The following is a 14,857-nucleotide window of genomic DNA, read 5'->3' on the forward strand; positions in this document are numbered from 1 at the left end:
GCACTCCCGGGTGGTCGCGGCGCTCGCCGTGGTCGCCGACAAGGCCGGCGTCGACCTGGAACGCGCGACCCTGGAAGGTCGGCTCGCCACGGCCCTGAGCATGCGTGACGAGCTGGCGCGCGGCTGATCCGGCGCGGTCAGCAGGCGGAACGCAGGTGGTTGTTCCGATACCACGAGCAGACCCTCGTCACCCCGGGCGCCTGCGCCAGTCGACGACGCAGCTGCTCCTGCCCGTCGGCCGACAGGCCGGGCTCGAACTCGACGAAGCTGATCGGACCCTCGCGGCCGTCGGCGTGCCGGGTCTCCACGCCGCGCACGCTCAGGTCTCCCCGCTCGACGAGGTCGGTGAACCCGGCCCCCGCGCTGCGGTGCACGACGAAGCCCACCGGCGGGGACGTCAGCGAGTCGCGCACCTCTCCGGCCGTCGCCACGACCGGAGCGGCGAACAGCGCCGCGCCCACGAGCATCGACAGTCGGGCCCGCCACGGCGATGACCGAGGGTCCGCGGTGATCGCCAGCAGCACCAGGACCGCCGGCAGGATCGCGGCCGGGACGGGCCCGCAGGCCAGGACGAGCAGCAGGATCCCCACCGCCACACAGGCGTACGTGAAGTGCCGCCGCCGCGCGAGGAGCAGCGGCACCGCGGTCAGCGCGACCGGGATCCACAGGAACCGGAAGACGATGGTGTCGCCCCGGGTCAGGTACGACCAGGCGAGCAGAGCCACGGCGGTCACCAGTCCGGCCGCCACCAGCGCTCGCTGCCACGCGTGCACCTTCGGCTCGGTGGTCGTCCGGGTCGTCGTCACGGCGGCAGTGTGCCACCCGGGCGCAACGGGCAGCCCGGGCGTGAGCTGACCGCCGATCCCACTACCGGCCGTTAGGATGTGGGCCATGAGCGCCGAGGCCGTTGGCATGCACATGCCCGCCGTCGTGACGCTTGACGACGTCGCGGCGATGAACTCCGCCGACCCGAACGGCCACCGCTACGAGACCAGCCCCGAGGGGGTCCTGTCGGTCATGCCGCCGCCCGATTCGGAACACGCCACGATCGCCAGTCGGCTCTTCGCTTGGCTGATCATGGCTGGTTGGCCCGCCGAGCAGGTGTTGCAGGCCGTCGGTGTCCGCATCTCCGGACCAGACGGTGACGGTGGCCGGATTCCCGATCTCAGCGTGTGGCGCAAGCCGCCGGGCCGCAGCGTCTGGGCGTCGGTGACCGAAATCGCGCTCGTGGTGGAGATCGTGTCACCGGGCTCCGAGGCGATGGACTCGGTGACCAAGGTCCGCGAGTACGCGTCGGCGGGCATCCCGCGGTACTGGGTGGTCGACCGTGACGGCGCGCAGACAGTGACTCTGCACCGGCTGGGCGCCGACGGGTCGTACGAGGAGCACGCCAAGATGCCGTTGGCGTGGCTGCTCCAGTCGGCACCCGCCGACCACCTCGACGGAACCGTCTGACGCTCGCCGCAGCCGCTCAGGCGGGCTGCATCAGGCCGGCCCGGTAGGCGAAGGACACCAACTGGGCCCGGTCCTTGACGTTGAGTTTGCACCGCAGGCGGTAGACGTGGGTGCGCACCGTGGTCAGGCCGATGGACAACTCCGTCGCCACCTCCTCGGTCGATTTCCCGTCCGCCATCAACAGCAGCACCTGCCGCTCCCGGGGAGTCAGGGTGGACACCGCCGGTTGGAAGACCTCTTCCGGGTACGGCTGTCGACGCCGGAACCAGTCGACCAGGCGGTCGGCGATCGGGGGAGCGAGGGTGGTCTGCCCGGCGGCGGCCGCGCGCACCGCGGCGGCTACCTCCTCCCAGGTCGCGTCCGGCATGAGGATCCCGTTGACACCCGCCTGGAAGACACTGCTGACCAGGTCGTCGCTGTCGTCGGTGGTGAACACCACGAAACGGGGTCGCGGAGTCAATTTCTCGGCGTTGATTTTGTGAATGAGATTGACGGCAGATATGCCGCGCAATTTCAGGCCAGTCACGATGACGTCGACCCGGTGCGTTCGAGCCAACATTATCGCGTGGTTGCCGCTATCCGTGGTGTCGACCACGGAAACGTCGGGCTCGCTGCCCAGCAGCGTACGGAGGCCATCTCTGACAATTGGCAATTCGTCGCAGACAAGAACCCGGATTGACATTCCCCCGCCTTACGTACTGCCGCCGGTGAATTCAACACATCGATGATCGCGATGTTACTCGGTCGAACGCGGCTGCGACAGCCGTGTTACGCCGCCGCCTGCGGGTCATCGTGGCGTTGACCGGGGTGTCGACGGCGCGCGGACGCGGGACCAGGGGTGGGATTCCTATGGTCGGAGCGGTCCCCGGCCCCCACGAAGGAACGGAAGCCTCCCGTGACAGTCCAGGAACAGACCAGCGCCCGCTGCCCCGAGTGCGCCGCCGACGTGTCGTTCGCCCAGCCACCCCGGCTCAGCGAACTTGTCGAGTGTGCGGAGTGCCAGGTCGAGCTGGAGGTCGTCACGGTGCAGCCGGTGACGCTCGCGCCGGCCCCCGAGGTCGAAGAGGACTGGGGTGAGTGAACCGGCCTCGGTGGCGGTGCTCACGTCCCGGTTGCGGGTGGACGACAAGCGGATCCTGGAGGCGCTGGAACGCCGCAGCGTCGCGGTGGCCCACCTCGACACCCGGACGGCCTGGTGGCCGCTCGACGGTGTGGCGCCCGAGTGGCGGCTGGTGCTCAACAGGGAGATCGGCCAGATCCGCGCCGGCTACGCCGCCCGCGCCATGGAACGACTGGGCGTGATCGGCGTCAACTCCGCCGCGGCCATCGAGACCTGCGGCGACAAGTGGCACACCTCCCTGGCGCTGCGCGCGGCGGGCCTGCCCACCCCGCGTACCGCCCTCGCCGCCACACCGGACGCCGCGCTCTCCGCGCTGGCCGCGATCGGCTACCCGGCCGTCGTCAAGCCACTGGTCGGATCGTGGGGCCGGCTGGTCACGACCGTGCCGGACCCGGACCTCGCCCGCACGGTGCTGGAGTACGTCGCCGCGCTGCCCGGCCCACAGGCGCACATCGTCTATGTGCAGGAGTACGTCCGCAAACCGGATCGGGACATCCGGGTCGTGGTGGTCGGTGGGGAGGTGCTCGGCGCGGTGTACCGGCACAGCGCGGACTGGCGTACCAATGTGGCCCGTGGCGCCCGGACCGAGCGGTGCGGGCTCACCGACCGGATCGTCGAGCTGGCCACCACGGCCGCCGCCGCGGTCGGGGCGGACCTCGCGGGCGTCGACCTGGTCGAGGACGAGGAGGGCCGGCTGTACGTCCTGGAGGTCAACTCGGGGGTGGAGTTCGCCGGCTTCGAGCAGGCGCACGGCAGCGGTGTCGACGTCGCCGGTCGGATCGTCGACCACGTCCTGGCGAGGCTCGCGTGACCGCCGGAGCCGGCCTGGTCCGGGCGGCGGTCGTCGGCGGCGCCGGTTACATCGGTGGCGAGCTGGTCCGCCTGCTGCTCGGGCACCCGAGGGTGGAGCTGGTCACCGTCACGTCCCGCCGGCTCGCCGGCCGGCGGGTCAGCAGCACCCATCCCAACCTGCGCGGCCTCACCGAGCTGACCTTCAGCGCGCCGGAGGATCTGGGCCGGCACGACGTGCTGCTGCTGGCGACCGAGCACGGGCTGGCGATGGGTGCGATGCGTGGCCTGCTCGACCTGGCCGACACGGTGGTCGACCTGTCGGCGGACTTCCGGCTGCGCGATCCCGACGTCTTCGCCAGGTACTACGGCGGTCCACATGCCGCGCCCGACCTCCTCCCCGAGTTCGTCAGCGGGCTGCCCGAACTGCACCGCAAGCAGCTCCGCGACGCCGACCGGATCAGCGTGCCGGGCTGTATGGCGACCGCCGCGATCCTCGCCCTGCACCCGCTCGCCGACGCCGGCCTGCTGGGCACGGGGGAGGTGACCGTCGACGGGCGGACCGGCTCCAGTGGTTCCGGCAGCGCCCCGTCGGCGGCGAACGTGCACGCCGAGCGCAGCGGCGCGATGCGCGTCTTCGCCCCGACCGGCCACCGGCACCAGGCGGAGATCGCCCAGGCGGTGGGCGTACCGGCGCGGATGACCGCGACCGGGGTGGAGGCGGTCCGGGGCGTGCAGGTGCTGTGCCGGGTACCGCTGGCCGACGGCGTCGACGAGGTGGCCACCCGGGCCGTGTACCGCCGCTACTACCGGGACGAGCCGTTCGTGCGGGTGGTCGCCGGGCGGCGCGGCACGTACCGGCTGCCGGAGCCGAAGATCCTGGCCGGCTCCAACTTCTGCGACGTCGGGTTCGCCGTCGACCCCGACGGTGGTTCGACGCTGCTCGTCGCGGCGCTGGACAACCTCGTCAAGGGGGGCGCCGGCAACGCGGTGCAGTGCCTCAACGTCCGCTACGGCTGGCCCGAGCGGCTGGGGCTGGAGTTCCCCGGCCTGCATCCGGCGTGAGCGCCCCGACGGCCCCGCCGGGCGACCTGACCGTGGTCAAGTGCGGCGGCACCGCCGGGGTGGACGCGGCGGCGGTCTGCGCCGACGTCGCCGACCTGGTCCGCGCCGGGCAACGGGTGGTGCTGGTGCACGGTGGCTCCGCCGACATCGCCACGCTCGGCGACCGGCTGGGCGTACCGCAGCGGCGGATGGTCACCGACGACGGGATGGACACCCGCTACACCGACCCGGCCACCCTGGAGGTCGTCGTGCTCGCGCTCGCTGGTGCGGTCAAGCCCCGCCTGGTCGCCGCGCTCGCCCGCGCCGGCGTCGACGCGGTCGGTCTGACCGGACTGGACGCCGGGTTGCTGCGGGCCCGTCGTACCGGCGCGCACCGGGCGGTCGTCGACGGCCGCCGGATGGTGCTGCGCGACAACCACGGCGGCCGGCTGATCGGCGTATGCGTCGACCTGCTCCGGACGCTGCTCGCGGCCGGCGCGGTGCCGGTGGTGTCGCCACCGGCGCTCGGGGAGGACGGCGGGCCGGTCAACGTGGACGCCGACCGCGCCGCCGCCGCCCTCGCCGTCGCGCTGGACGCTCGCACGCTGGTCCTGCTCACCGGAGCGCCCGGGGTGCTCGCCGACCCGGGAGACGAACGGTCGGTGTTGGGCCGGTACGCCGTACCGACGACAGGACTGCCACCCGACGTGGGCCGGGGGATGGCGATGAAGCTCGTCGCCGCCCGCGAGGCGGCACTCGGCGGGGTGGGCCGGGTGCTGATCGCCGACGGCCGGCGGGAAGGCCCCGTCCGGGCGGCGCTCGCCGGTGCCGCCACCGAGATCACCACGAGGAGCGCAGATGCCTGAGGACGCCACGGAACCCGATCCGTCAGGTGCGCGGCCGGCGCCCGATCCGCCGCAGGCGCGGCCCGGCGGCGTCACCGACACCTTCGCGGCCGGGCTGCTGCGCTGTATGGTCGAGACGCCCTCGCCGTCGTACCACGAGGCGGCGTTGGCCCGATCCCTGGTGGACGCCATGGGGCAGCTCGGCTTCGCGGCGTACGTCGACCAGGTCGGCAACGTGGTCGGCGAGATCGGCCGGGGCGACGGGCCGGTGGTGCTGCTGATCGGCCACCTGGACACGGTGCCGGGCGGGCCGGTGGTCCGGGCGGAGGACGGCCGGCTCTACGGCCGGGGTGCGGTGGACGCCAAGGGACCGCTGGCGGCGATGGTGTGCGCCGCCGCGTCGGCGGACTTCGGCGGACGGATCGTCGTGGTGGGCGCGGTCGAGGAGGAGATCGCGTCGCGCGGGTCGCGGGAGATCCGACGTCGGCTACCCCGGCCGGACGCGGTGGTGGTGGGCGAACCGAGCGGCTGGTCGACGATCACGCTCGGCTACAAGGGCAAACTCGACCTGCGCTACCGGGTGTCGGTGCCGGCCACCCACCCCAGCAACCCCGTCGCCAAGGCGTCCGAGTTGGCGGTGCGCTGTTGGACGACGCTGCTGGAGCTGCTCGGCCCGGACAGCGGCAACGGCTCGTTCGACCGGCCCGGCGCGACCCTCATCTCGCTGCGCGCCGACCAGGTCGAGGCGGAGGCGGAGCTGAGCGTCCGCACCCCACCGGGGTACGACGTGGACGGACTGCTGCGCGAGTTGACGCGGCGTACGCCGGACGGGGAGCTGACCGTGGTCAACCGCGTCGCCGCCTGCCGGGCCGACCACCGGAACCCGGTGGTGCGCGCGCTCTCGGCCGGCATCCGCGCCCAACGGGCCCGGCCCGCCCTGAAGGTGAAGACCGGCACGTCGGACATGAACGTGCTCGCCGAGCAGTGGGACGTTCCGATGGCCACCTACGGCCCCGGGGACAGCAGCCTGGACCACTCCGACGACGAGCACATCGTGCTGGCCGACTACCTGCGCGGCATCGCCGTGCTGCGGCACGCGCTGCGCGAGTTGGACGTCCCCGCGTCACCGCCGGCGGCCAACCGGGTCAACGGGTTCCGTCTCGCCCCGAGCGGGGCCTGACGTGCCGCCCCGGGAACGGCTCGCTGTGGCCGAACCGAGCGAGCAGCCCGTTACGAGCGCCGCCCAGGCCGCCGCTGTTGAGGCCGGCGACGCCGCCGAGTTGGCGGCGGTCGCGGTCCGCGTACGGGAGCTGATCGTGCAGATGTGCGCCAGCTCGGACGGCGGGCATCTCGGCGGTTCGATGTCGCTGGTGGAGATCCTGGTGACGCTCTATCACGAGGTGCTGCGGGTCGATCCGACCCGGCCGGAGCTGCCGGAGCGGGACGTGCTGCTGCTCAGCAAGGGCCACGGCGCGATCGCGCTGTACGCGGTGCTCGCCACCAGGGGTTACTTTCCGGTGGAGTGGCTCGACGGGTACGCCGCGGCGGGCGGGCCGTTCCTGGCCCATCCCAACCGGGCGGTGCCCGGCGTGGAGATGCCCACCGGGTCGCTCGGGCACGGGTTGGCGCTCGGCGTCGGGCATGCGCTCGCCGGCCGGCTCGACGGCAGTGACCGGCGCTGTGTCGTCGTCCTCGGCGACGGGGAGTTGCAGGAGGGCTCGGTCTGGGAGGCGGCGATGGCCGCGAGCAGCCTCGGACTGGACCGGCTGACCGCCGTCATCGACCGCAACGGCCTGCAACTGGGCGGCGGCACCGAGGACGTGATCACGCTGGAACCGCTCGCCGACCGGTGGCGGGCGTTCGGCTGGACGGTCCGCGAGGTGGACGGGCACGACCGGGTCGCGCTGCGGGAGGCGTTGACGGCGTCCGGCGCGGGCCGACCGGTGGCCGTCATCGCCCGGACCGTCAAGGGCCGAGGGCTGCCCTACGTGGAGGGACAGGTGCGCAGCCACTTCGCCCGGCTCGGCGAGACCCAACGCGGGCGGGCGCTGCGGGCCGTACGCCGGGGGATCCGGTGAGGGCGGCGGACCCGGCGGCCGGGCCGCGCGCCGGCCGGGACGTCTACCGGGACCTGCTCGTCGAGTTGATGGCGGCGGACGACCGGCTGGTCTGCCTGGACACCGACACCGGGCTGTTCAGCGGTGTGGACTTCGGGTCGGCCGCCGACCGTTACGTCAACCTCGGCATCGCCGAGCAGAACCTGATGGGCGTCGCCGCCGGTCTGGCCCGCAGCGGGCGCATCCCGATGGTCAACACGATGGCCACCTTCGCCAGCACCCGCGCCCTGGAGGCGGTGAAGGTCGACATCGCCTTCAACGACCTGCCGGTGCGGATCGTGGCCACCCACGGCGGGCTGGCCGCCGGTCACCTCGGGCCGACCCACCACGCCCTCGAAGACGTGGCGATCATGCGTACGCTGCCGAACATGACCGTGGTGGTGCCGGCCGACGCCGACGCCTGCGCCCGGTTGTTCCGGCAGTCGCTGGAGCTGCCCGGCCCGGTCTACCTGCGGCTCGGCCGCGCCGCGACACCGGATGTGGCGGCCACTCCCGGCGCGGACGCGCCGGGGACGCGGCTGGGCCGGGCGCGGTACCTGCGCACCGGTGGTGACATCGTGCTGGCCGCCTGCGGCCCGTACCCGGTGCTGGCCGCGCTGGGCGCGGCCGACGAGTTGGCCCGTCGCGGTGTGCGGGCGACGGTGCTCGACGTGCACACCGTCCGCCCGCTCGACGTGGAGACGATCGACGCGGCGGTCCGGGCGACCGGCCGGCCGGCGGTGGTCACGGTGGAGGAGCACTGGCCCAGCGGCGGACTGGGCTCGGCCGTCGCGGAGGCGCTGACCGAACGACGGCCCACCCGCGTGCTGCGGGTGGCGGTGCCGGACGGGTTCGTGGCCGTCGCCGGCGACCAGCGGTACCTGCTGGAACGCGCCGGGGTGACCGCCGCCGCCGTGGTGGACCGGGCGGTGGCGGCGCTGCGATGAACCCTCGGGGCGAACGCCGGAGCCTGGTGGCGCTGCTCAGCGCGCACTACCTGTCCTCCTTCGGCAACGCGGTGACCGTGGTCACCGTGCCGCTGTACGTGCTGGCGCGCACGGACAGCGCGGCGGCGACCGGCCTCGCCGGGTTCGCCGGCGCCCTCCCGCTGATCTTCGCGGGCGCGGTGGGCGGCGTGTGGATCGACCGGCTCGGCGGCCGGCGGGTCAGCGTGCTTTCCGACGCCGTCGCCGGGCTGCTCACCGGCCTGGTGCCGGTGCTGGACGCCACCGTCGGACTGCCGCTGCCCGCCCTGCTGGTGCTGCTGTTCGCCCGCAGCCTGGTCGCCACACCGGCGAACGCGGCCCGGGTGAGCCTGATCCGGCCGGTCGCCACCGCGGCCGGGGTACGCCTGGAGACCGCGAACTCGTGGTACCAGGCCGCGCCCCGGCTCGGCCTGGTGGTCGGCGCGCCGCTCGCCGCGCTGCTGGTCGCCGCCCTCGGCGCGGCCGTCGGCCTCTACGTCGACGCGGCCGGCCTGCTGCTCGCCGCCGTCCTAGTCGCCGCCGGGGTGCCCGCCCTGGCCGCCGCGCCGGCGACCGGCCGCGCCGGCTTCGTGCGGCAACTTCTCGAGGGCATGACCCTGGTACGACGGATGCCCGTGATCGCCGCGATGACCGCATTCGTGTTCGTCACCAACCTGCTGGACGCGGCGTTCACCCCGGTGCTGTTGCCGGTCTACGCGGACGACGTGCTGCGCGACGGGCGGTACCTGGGCTGGCTGATCGCCGCGTCCGGCTGCGGAGCCGTACTCGGCACCTTCCTGTACGCCCCGGCCAGCCGCCGCCTACTGGCCAGCCGGCGGCGCACGATGTTGGGGTGTTTCGTGGTCATCGGCGCGCTGCGGCTGTCCATGGCGACCACCCCGCCGCCCGCCGTGATGATCGGCATCTGCCTGCTGCTGGGTCTGGCGGCCGGCCCGCTCAACCCGCTGCTCACCACCGTCACCCTGGAACACGTGCCGGAGGAGGCCCGGGGGCGGGTCTTCGGGCTGGGCAGCGCGGTCGCCCTCAGCGGCGCGCCGCTGAGCGTGCTGCTGGCCGGCTGGGCCGTCGACGCGATCGGGCTGGTCCCCACGCTGGCCGCCTTCGGCGGGGCGTACCTGCTGCTGGTCGCCGTGGCGCTGCCCGGCCGGTCGTTGCACGCCATGGACGCGTACGCCCCGGGCGGGTCAACCGATGCCGCGCGTCTTACCACCGTCGACCAGCAGGCAGGTGCCGGTGACGAACGAGGCGGCCTCGCTGGCCAGGAAGGCGGCCACCGCGCCGAAGTCCCGGGCCCGACCCACCCGGCCCAGCGGGATGCCCGCGCCGATCTCCGCGAGCCGGGCGTCGGCCGCTGAGCCGTGTTCGGCGCGTACCCCCTCGGTGTCGTGGTAGCCGGGCGCCAGCACGTTGACCGTGATGTCGCCCGGCCCGAGCGCCTGCACCAGGGCCCGGGTGAAGCCGAGCAGACCCGGCCGGACCGCGCTGGACAGCCCGTACTCGGGGATCGGCTGGCGGACCGTCTCCGAGGCGACGATGAGGACCCGCCCCCAGCCGGCCGCGCGCAGGTGTGGCAGGGCCGCCAGGGTGAGGCCGACGTGCGGCAGGAACGCCGCGTCCAACGCCTGCCGGTACGCGTCCAGCCCGAAGCTGTCCACCGTGCCCACGGCCGCGCCGCCGCCGTTGGCGACCACGATGTGCAGCGCGCCGAAGTGCGCGACGGTCTCGGCGACCCAGTCGGCCACCGCCGCCTCATCGGTGATGTCCACCGGACGGGCCAGCACGTCCGGGGCGCCGGCGTCCCGCAGCTCTCGCGCCGCCTCGGCGAGCCGCCCGGGGTCGCGTGCCCCCACCGACAGCGCGCAGCCCTCGGCCGCGAGCGCGCGGGCGGTGGCCCGGCCCAGGCCGCTGCTCGCGCCCGCGACGAGCGCCACCCGTCCCGCGATGCCCAGATCCATGGCGGTCGCCCTCCCTACGGTCGCAACGGATAGCCGTACCGGCGCAGCACCGGGGCGGCGAGTGTGGTGGCGACCGCCGCGGCGCGCGCCGGCAACGCGTCCCGCCACGCCAGGTCGGGTCGGATCGTCGTCGGGCCCTGCCGCAGCCGGTCCGGGTTGCCGGTCACCGTGTGGTTGACGCCCAGCACGGCCCGCCCGTCCGGCCCGACCGGCGGCTCGCCGGGCAGGTCGGCCCAGCGCAGCACCCGGCTCAGCACGTCGTACGGCGCGGCGGCGAAGTCCTCGTAGCGCAGCCGCAGGTAACGCTCTCCGGCGGCGCGGCCGATCCGGTCCGAGGCCACGTTCATCGCGGTCCACATCCCGGTGCTGCGGGCCGCGCTCATCCGCGGCAGGTACTGCTTGGGTCGGGCGAACGAGTGGGCCACCGCGCGCGGGTCGCGGACCAGGTGCAGCACCCGCAGGTCCAGCCCGCCGTCGCCGAGCAGCACGGCCGCCTCGGCCGGGTACTTCGAGCCGTCGACGATCACCTCGGCCCCGGTCTCCTCGGCCACCGCCCGGTACGTGTCGACCATCCGGCGGGCCACCTCGGTCACCCCCGCCGCTCGGGGCCGCCGCCCCGCGACCTCGGCCAGCCGTACGCGGGTGTGCCGGACCCGGACGTGCCGCTGCTGCTCGCCCACGATGCGCCGGGCCTCCCGGGCGGGGTCGGATCCGGCGACCCGGTCGACGACGCGACTCCACAGTGGGCAGGCAGTGAGCGTCTCGCCGCAGCCACAGGAGGTGTTGGTGCCGGTGCCCAGGACACCGTTGCGCCACAGGTAGTACAGCTCGCCGACGTGCACGACCCCGGGCAGCTCACCGAGCAGGTTGCCCAGCACCGTCGAGCCACTGCGGTTCCAGCCGGTCAGGTAGACCACCTTCATCGCAGGTCCAGCAGCAGGAAATGCTGCGGTAGGTGCACGGCGAGGCCCAACCGCAGACCCGCGCTGATCACGTCGGCGCCGTCCGGACCGACGCCCCGGCGCAGGGTGAGCTGGGACGTGCCGGACTCCAGCAGCGTGACCGCCGCCCGGAAGTCGCCCAGCAGCACCTGGTCCGGCGCGATCATCCTGGTTCGGCTGACCCGGATGCCGACCTCGCCGAGCCGGGCCAGCATCCCGCTGCCCAGCAGGTCCCAGTAACGGTTGGGGTGGGCGACGATCGCGTCGCACGACCCGCCCATCTCCTCGACCTCACCGGCGGCGGTGATCACCTCGGCGGTCAGCTCACCGGGCGCGGCCCGCCGGCGCGCGCCGGGCAGCCCGACGAGGCCGGGGATCACCCCGTCGGCGCTGCCGTGCAGCAGCACCTCGTTCTCGATGGTGCCGAGGCGCACCAGCACCCGGTAGTCGACGAAGCCGGCCAGCAGCGTCGGGTCGCGCAGCAGCTCCGGCGGGACGGCCACCGCGGCGGTCACCTCGGTCAGCTTGGTCTCGACCAGCCGGGGTACGAAGGTCGCCTCGGGGCTGGCCCGGTAGCTGGTGCCGGCGATCTCCGGGGTGCCCGGGGTGGGGGCCTCGCTGACGTAGCTGACCGGCTCCTCGGTCACCGTCGCGCTCTTGAGCAGATGCCGCACCGTGTAGCGGGGTCGGTGCTTGGCCAGCGGAAACAGGGTGGGCAGCGACGCGGCGATCGGCACGTTTACGTCGCCGCCCTCGGCGGCGAGGACCGCGCGGGCGAACTGTTCACCAGGTCCGTGCTCGGTCAGGTCGTAGTCGGCCAGGGCATGCTGCATCGACACTCCGTCCGTCGCGCGGGGCAGTTCAGCAGGGGGTACGGGCCTCCACCCACTCGTACATGGCCTCGAAGGCGAGCCGCTGGGACTCCTTGCCGAGGATGTTGAGATTGCCGGGGATCGCGTTGCACTCGAGGATCACGTAACCGTCGTCGGTGGGCAGGATGTCCAGTCCGGACAGCGTGATGCCCATCGCCCGGGTCGCCCGGATCGAGATGTCCCGCAGCTCCGGTGAGATCTCCACCCGCTCGAAGCTGGCGCCGAGCAGGGTCCGGGTCTTCCACTGCCCGACGGCCGGATACTTCACCATGTTCATCGGCATGGTGTCGCCCGAGACGGTCAGCCGGTACTCGCCGTACTGGGTGGGGTAGTAGGGCTGGCACACCAGGACCCCGTAGCGGGCCAGCAGCGTCTCGATCAGCGGCAGGTCGTCGGCGACGTTGGTGATCCGCTCCACGTCGATGCCGGCGCGTCCGTACGACGGCTTCACCACGACGGTGCCCCACTCCCGGCTCGCCGCCTCGACGTCGGCGGACGTCCGGCAGGCCCGGGTGGGTGGCACCGGCAGACCGGCGTCGGCGAGCACCTGCATCATCCGGAACTTGCTGTAGGCGGCCTGCCACACCTCGATCGGGTCGAACATCGCCACCCCGGGGATGTTGCTGGCCAGCATCAGCCGCTCCACCCGGTCGCGCCAGTCGCCGTGCAGTTGGGCGCGGGAGATGACGGCGTCGAAGGAGCGCCCCAGCTCGCCGTTGAACATGACCTCCGGGCCGCCGCCCGGTGCCGCCGCCACGTCGATCTCCTCGACGGTGAACAGGGAGGTGTCGTGGCCGCGCTCGCGGCCCAGCTCGGCGATGACCGGCGAGTCGTCGTCCTCCTCGCCGTGATCCCAGGCAAGAACACCGATCCTCATGACACCTCCACGCTTCCGCGCACCCCGACAGGCATCTATGACTCTGGTGAGAGTCGTCCATGTCTGATCATTTGTCAAGGTCACTGGATGATGCTCGCTAGCTGCGGGTTTGCTCTGTGTAACCGCCATTTTGTGGACGCGACAGCGGCGGATCCGGGTGGTAGCTTCGCCGGCAGACACATCTCATGTGGACGTGACGGGGCATGGCCGGGAGGCGACCGAACATGTGGGATTCATTGGCACCTGTCGACAAGCAACGGGCCGAGGAGTACGTCGCGGCGGGTTGGTGGCGGTCGGAGACGTTCCTCGACGACCTCGCCGTGGCGGCACGCGACCGCCCCGACCACCCGGCGATCATCACGTACGAGGGCGGCGAGCACGCGCGCACGCTGACGTACGCGGAGCTGGCCACCATGGTCGCCCGGTTCGCCGGCGCGCTGCGGTCGCTCGGCGTCGGCCGGGGCGACGTGGTGATGATCTACCTGCCGAACCGCTGGGTGCTCACCCCGCTCTACCTGGCCTGCAACCAGATCGGTGCGGTCAGCTCGCCGGGCTTCCCGATGCTGAGCACCCGGGAGCTGCGTCAGGTGCTGGAGTCGACCGGGGCGCGGGTCTGCATCACCCTGGACACCTTCGCCGGCACCGACTACGCCACCCGACTCGCCGAGCTGGACGTGCCGACGCTCGAGCACCGGGTGATCATCGGCGACGCCGCCCGGGTCGGCGCGATCGACTTCCAGGAGGTGTTCGTCGACACCCCGTGGGAGGAGCGCTTCCCGGACGACGGTGGGGACGCCCTCGGCCCCGACGAACCGGCCCTGGTGCTGCACACCTCGGGCACCACCGGCCCGATGAAAGGGGTCGTGCACAGCCAGAACACCATGTACGCGTGCGTCCGCGCGTCGGCGGAGCCGCTCGGTCTCGCCCCGGACGAGGTGGTGCTGCTGCCCAGCGTGCTCACCCACATGGCCGGGGTCACGCACGCCGTCTACCTCCCCGTCCACCTGGGCTGCACCGCCGTGGTGATGGACTCCGGCGACGACATGGCGCTGATGGTGGCGCTGATCGCCCGGCACGGCGGCACGTTCGTGTACGCCGCGCCCGGCTTCGTCATCGGGATGCTCGCCGCCCAGCGTCGTACGCCGGTGCGGACCCCGACGCTGCGTCAGATCGTCTCCGGCTCGGCGCCGATCGCGCCGCAGCTCATCGCCGACGTGCGGGAGGCGTTCGGGGTGCCCATGCGGGCGCTGTGGGGGATGACCGAGAACGGCGCGGTCACGGTGACGCGGCTGGACGACCCGGACGACTGGGCGGCGCACAGCGACGGTCGACCGGTGCCGTGGATGCAGGTGCGCATCGACACCGACCCCGGCGAGGAGGCCGGCCGGCTGTACGCCCGGGGCGCCTCCCAGTGCCTGGGCTACCTCAACCAACGCGACCTGTACGAGTCGCTGCTCGACGACGACGGCTGGTTCGACACCGGTGACCTGGCCCGGGACGACGGCCGTGGCGGCATCCGGATCACCGGTCGGCGGGTCGACCTGATCACCCGGGCGAACAGCCTCCGAGTGTCCACTCTCGACATCGAGGCGGTGTTGCAGCGGCACCCGCACGTGGTGGAGGCCGTCCTGGTCGGCTACCCGGACCCGGCCGTACCGGGGGCGGACCTGGTCTGCGCCGTGGTGATCCCCGGGGGCGGCGACACCCCGACGCTCGCCGGCCTGCACGACTACCTGGAAGCCGAGGGCGTCGCGCGGGTGCTCTGGCCGGACCGGCTCCAGTTCGTCCGGATCCTGCCCAAGAACGCGCTCGGCAAGCCATTACGCCATCCGCTGCGCCAGCGACTGGAGATCGCGGCGTCGGCGCGGAGCTGACCG

Annotated in this window: 15 protein-coding genes and 1 pseudogene; 10 read left to right on the forward strand and 6 right to left on the reverse strand. The window is 73.2% G+C overall.

The window, feature by feature from the left end:
- Nucleotides 1-137 precede the first annotated feature (137 nt).
- Entirely contained in the window at nt 138-806 is a 669-nt protein-coding gene (locus tag AC3EN4_RS16410) for a hypothetical protein (RefSeq protein ID WP_435206671.1), read from the reverse strand.
- An 85-nt stretch (nt 807-891) separates the two neighbouring features.
- Here AC3EN4_RS16410 and AC3EN4_RS16415 point away from each other — a divergent pair, with 85 nt between their 5' ends.
- Nucleotides 892-1,455 carry a Uma2 family endonuclease gene (locus AC3EN4_RS16415; protein WP_422736361.1) on the forward strand — a complete coding sequence of 188 codons (564 nt, stop codon included), beginning with the start codon at nt 892-894 and terminating at the stop codon, nt 1,453-1,455.
- A 16-nt stretch (nt 1,456-1,471) separates the two neighbouring features.
- Here the strand turns inward: AC3EN4_RS16415 and AC3EN4_RS16420 are convergent, their stop codons facing one another.
- Nucleotides 1,472-2,137, reverse strand: a complete 666-nt coding sequence (locus tag AC3EN4_RS16420) for a response regulator transcription factor (protein ID WP_422736360.1) — start codon at nt 2,135-2,137, stop codon at nt 1,472-1,474.
- 213 nt (nt 2,138-2,350) lie between these two features.
- On the opposite strand from AC3EN4_RS16420, the gene lysW reads away from it, so the two are divergent.
- The 8 genes and pseudogenes from lysW to AC3EN4_RS16460 all read left to right on the forward strand — a co-directional run.
- Entirely contained in the window at nt 2,351-2,536 is a 186-nt protein-coding gene (gene lysW / locus AC3EN4_RS16425; RefSeq protein ID WP_422736359.1) for a lysine biosynthesis protein LysW, read from the forward strand.
- Nucleotides 2,529-3,386: a RimK family alpha-L-glutamate ligase gene (locus tag AC3EN4_RS16430; protein WP_435206672.1), complete on the forward strand. Its 858-nt coding sequence runs from the start codon at nt 2,529-2,531 to the stop codon at nt 3,384-3,386. The genes lysW and AC3EN4_RS16430 overlap by 8 nt, the downstream gene beginning before the upstream one ends.
- On the forward strand, nt 3,383-4,429 hold the full coding sequence (gene argC / locus AC3EN4_RS16435) for an N-acetyl-gamma-glutamyl-phosphate reductase (protein ID WP_435206673.1): 1,047 nt from the start codon (nt 3,383-3,385) through the stop codon (nt 4,427-4,429). Before AC3EN4_RS16430 ends, argC begins: the two co-directional genes overlap by 4 nt.
- Entirely contained in the window at nt 4,426-5,274 is an 849-nt protein-coding gene (locus AC3EN4_RS16440) for a [LysW]-aminoadipate kinase (protein WP_435206674.1), read from the forward strand. Before argC ends, AC3EN4_RS16440 begins: the two co-directional genes overlap by 4 nt.
- Entirely contained in the window at nt 5,267-6,433 is a 1,167-nt protein-coding gene (locus tag AC3EN4_RS16445; protein ID WP_435206675.1) for a M20/M25/M40 family metallo-hydrolase, read from the forward strand. The genes AC3EN4_RS16440 and AC3EN4_RS16445 overlap by 8 nt, the downstream gene beginning before the upstream one ends.
- 25 nt (nt 6,434-6,458) lie before the next feature.
- Nucleotides 6,459-7,331, forward strand: a complete 873-nt coding sequence (locus tag AC3EN4_RS16450; RefSeq protein WP_435206676.1) for a transketolase — start codon at nt 6,459-6,461, stop codon at nt 7,329-7,331.
- The gene (locus tag AC3EN4_RS16455; protein ID WP_435206677.1) at nt 7,328-8,296 is read left to right on the forward strand and encodes a transketolase family protein; all 969 of its coding nucleotides are present in this window, start codon (nt 7,328-7,330) and stop codon (nt 8,294-8,296) included. The genes AC3EN4_RS16450 and AC3EN4_RS16455 overlap by 4 nt, the downstream gene beginning before the upstream one ends.
- Nucleotides 8,293-9,459: pseudogene (locus AC3EN4_RS16460) on the forward strand (MFS transporter); the annotation flags it as partial. The gene AC3EN4_RS16455 and the pseudogene AC3EN4_RS16460, both read left to right, overlap by 4 nt.
- A 60-nt stretch (nt 9,460-9,519) precedes the next feature.
- On the opposite strand, the gene AC3EN4_RS16465 reads toward AC3EN4_RS16460, so the two are convergent.
- From AC3EN4_RS16465 to AC3EN4_RS16480, 4 genes are read right to left on the reverse strand one after another with little or no spacing between them, the layout of a single operon-like run.
- Complete coding sequence (locus AC3EN4_RS16465) at nt 9,520-10,290, reverse strand: SDR family NAD(P)-dependent oxidoreductase (RefSeq protein WP_435206678.1); 771 nt, start codon at nt 10,288-10,290, stop codon at nt 9,520-9,522.
- Between the two features lie 14 nt (nt 10,291-10,304).
- Nucleotides 10,305-11,213, reverse strand: a complete 909-nt coding sequence (locus AC3EN4_RS16470) for a sulfotransferase (protein WP_435206679.1) — start codon at nt 11,211-11,213, stop codon at nt 10,305-10,307.
- The gene (locus AC3EN4_RS16475) at nt 11,210-12,064 is read right to left on the reverse strand and encodes a family 3 encapsulin nanocompartment shell protein (RefSeq protein WP_435206680.1); all 855 of its coding nucleotides are present in this window, start codon (nt 12,062-12,064) and stop codon (nt 11,210-11,212) included. Before AC3EN4_RS16475 ends, AC3EN4_RS16470 begins: the two co-directional genes overlap by 4 nt.
- A gap of 28 nt (nt 12,065-12,092) precedes the next feature.
- A complete protein-coding gene (locus AC3EN4_RS16480) occupies nt 12,093-12,980 on the reverse strand; it encodes an ATP-grasp domain-containing protein (protein WP_435206681.1) in 888 nt (295 codons plus the stop codon).
- Nucleotides 12,981-13,204: 224 nt separating this feature from the next.
- Here AC3EN4_RS16480 and AC3EN4_RS16485 point away from each other — a divergent pair, with 224 nt between their 5' ends.
- Nucleotides 13,205-14,854 (forward strand): AMP-binding protein, encoded by a 1,650-nt coding sequence (locus AC3EN4_RS16485; RefSeq protein ID WP_435206682.1) that lies wholly within the window; start codon nt 13,205-13,207, stop codon nt 14,852-14,854.
- The last annotated feature ends 3 nt before the right edge of the window (nt 14,855-14,857 follow it).

Source organism: Micromonospora sp. bgisy143, from assembly GCF_057708145.1.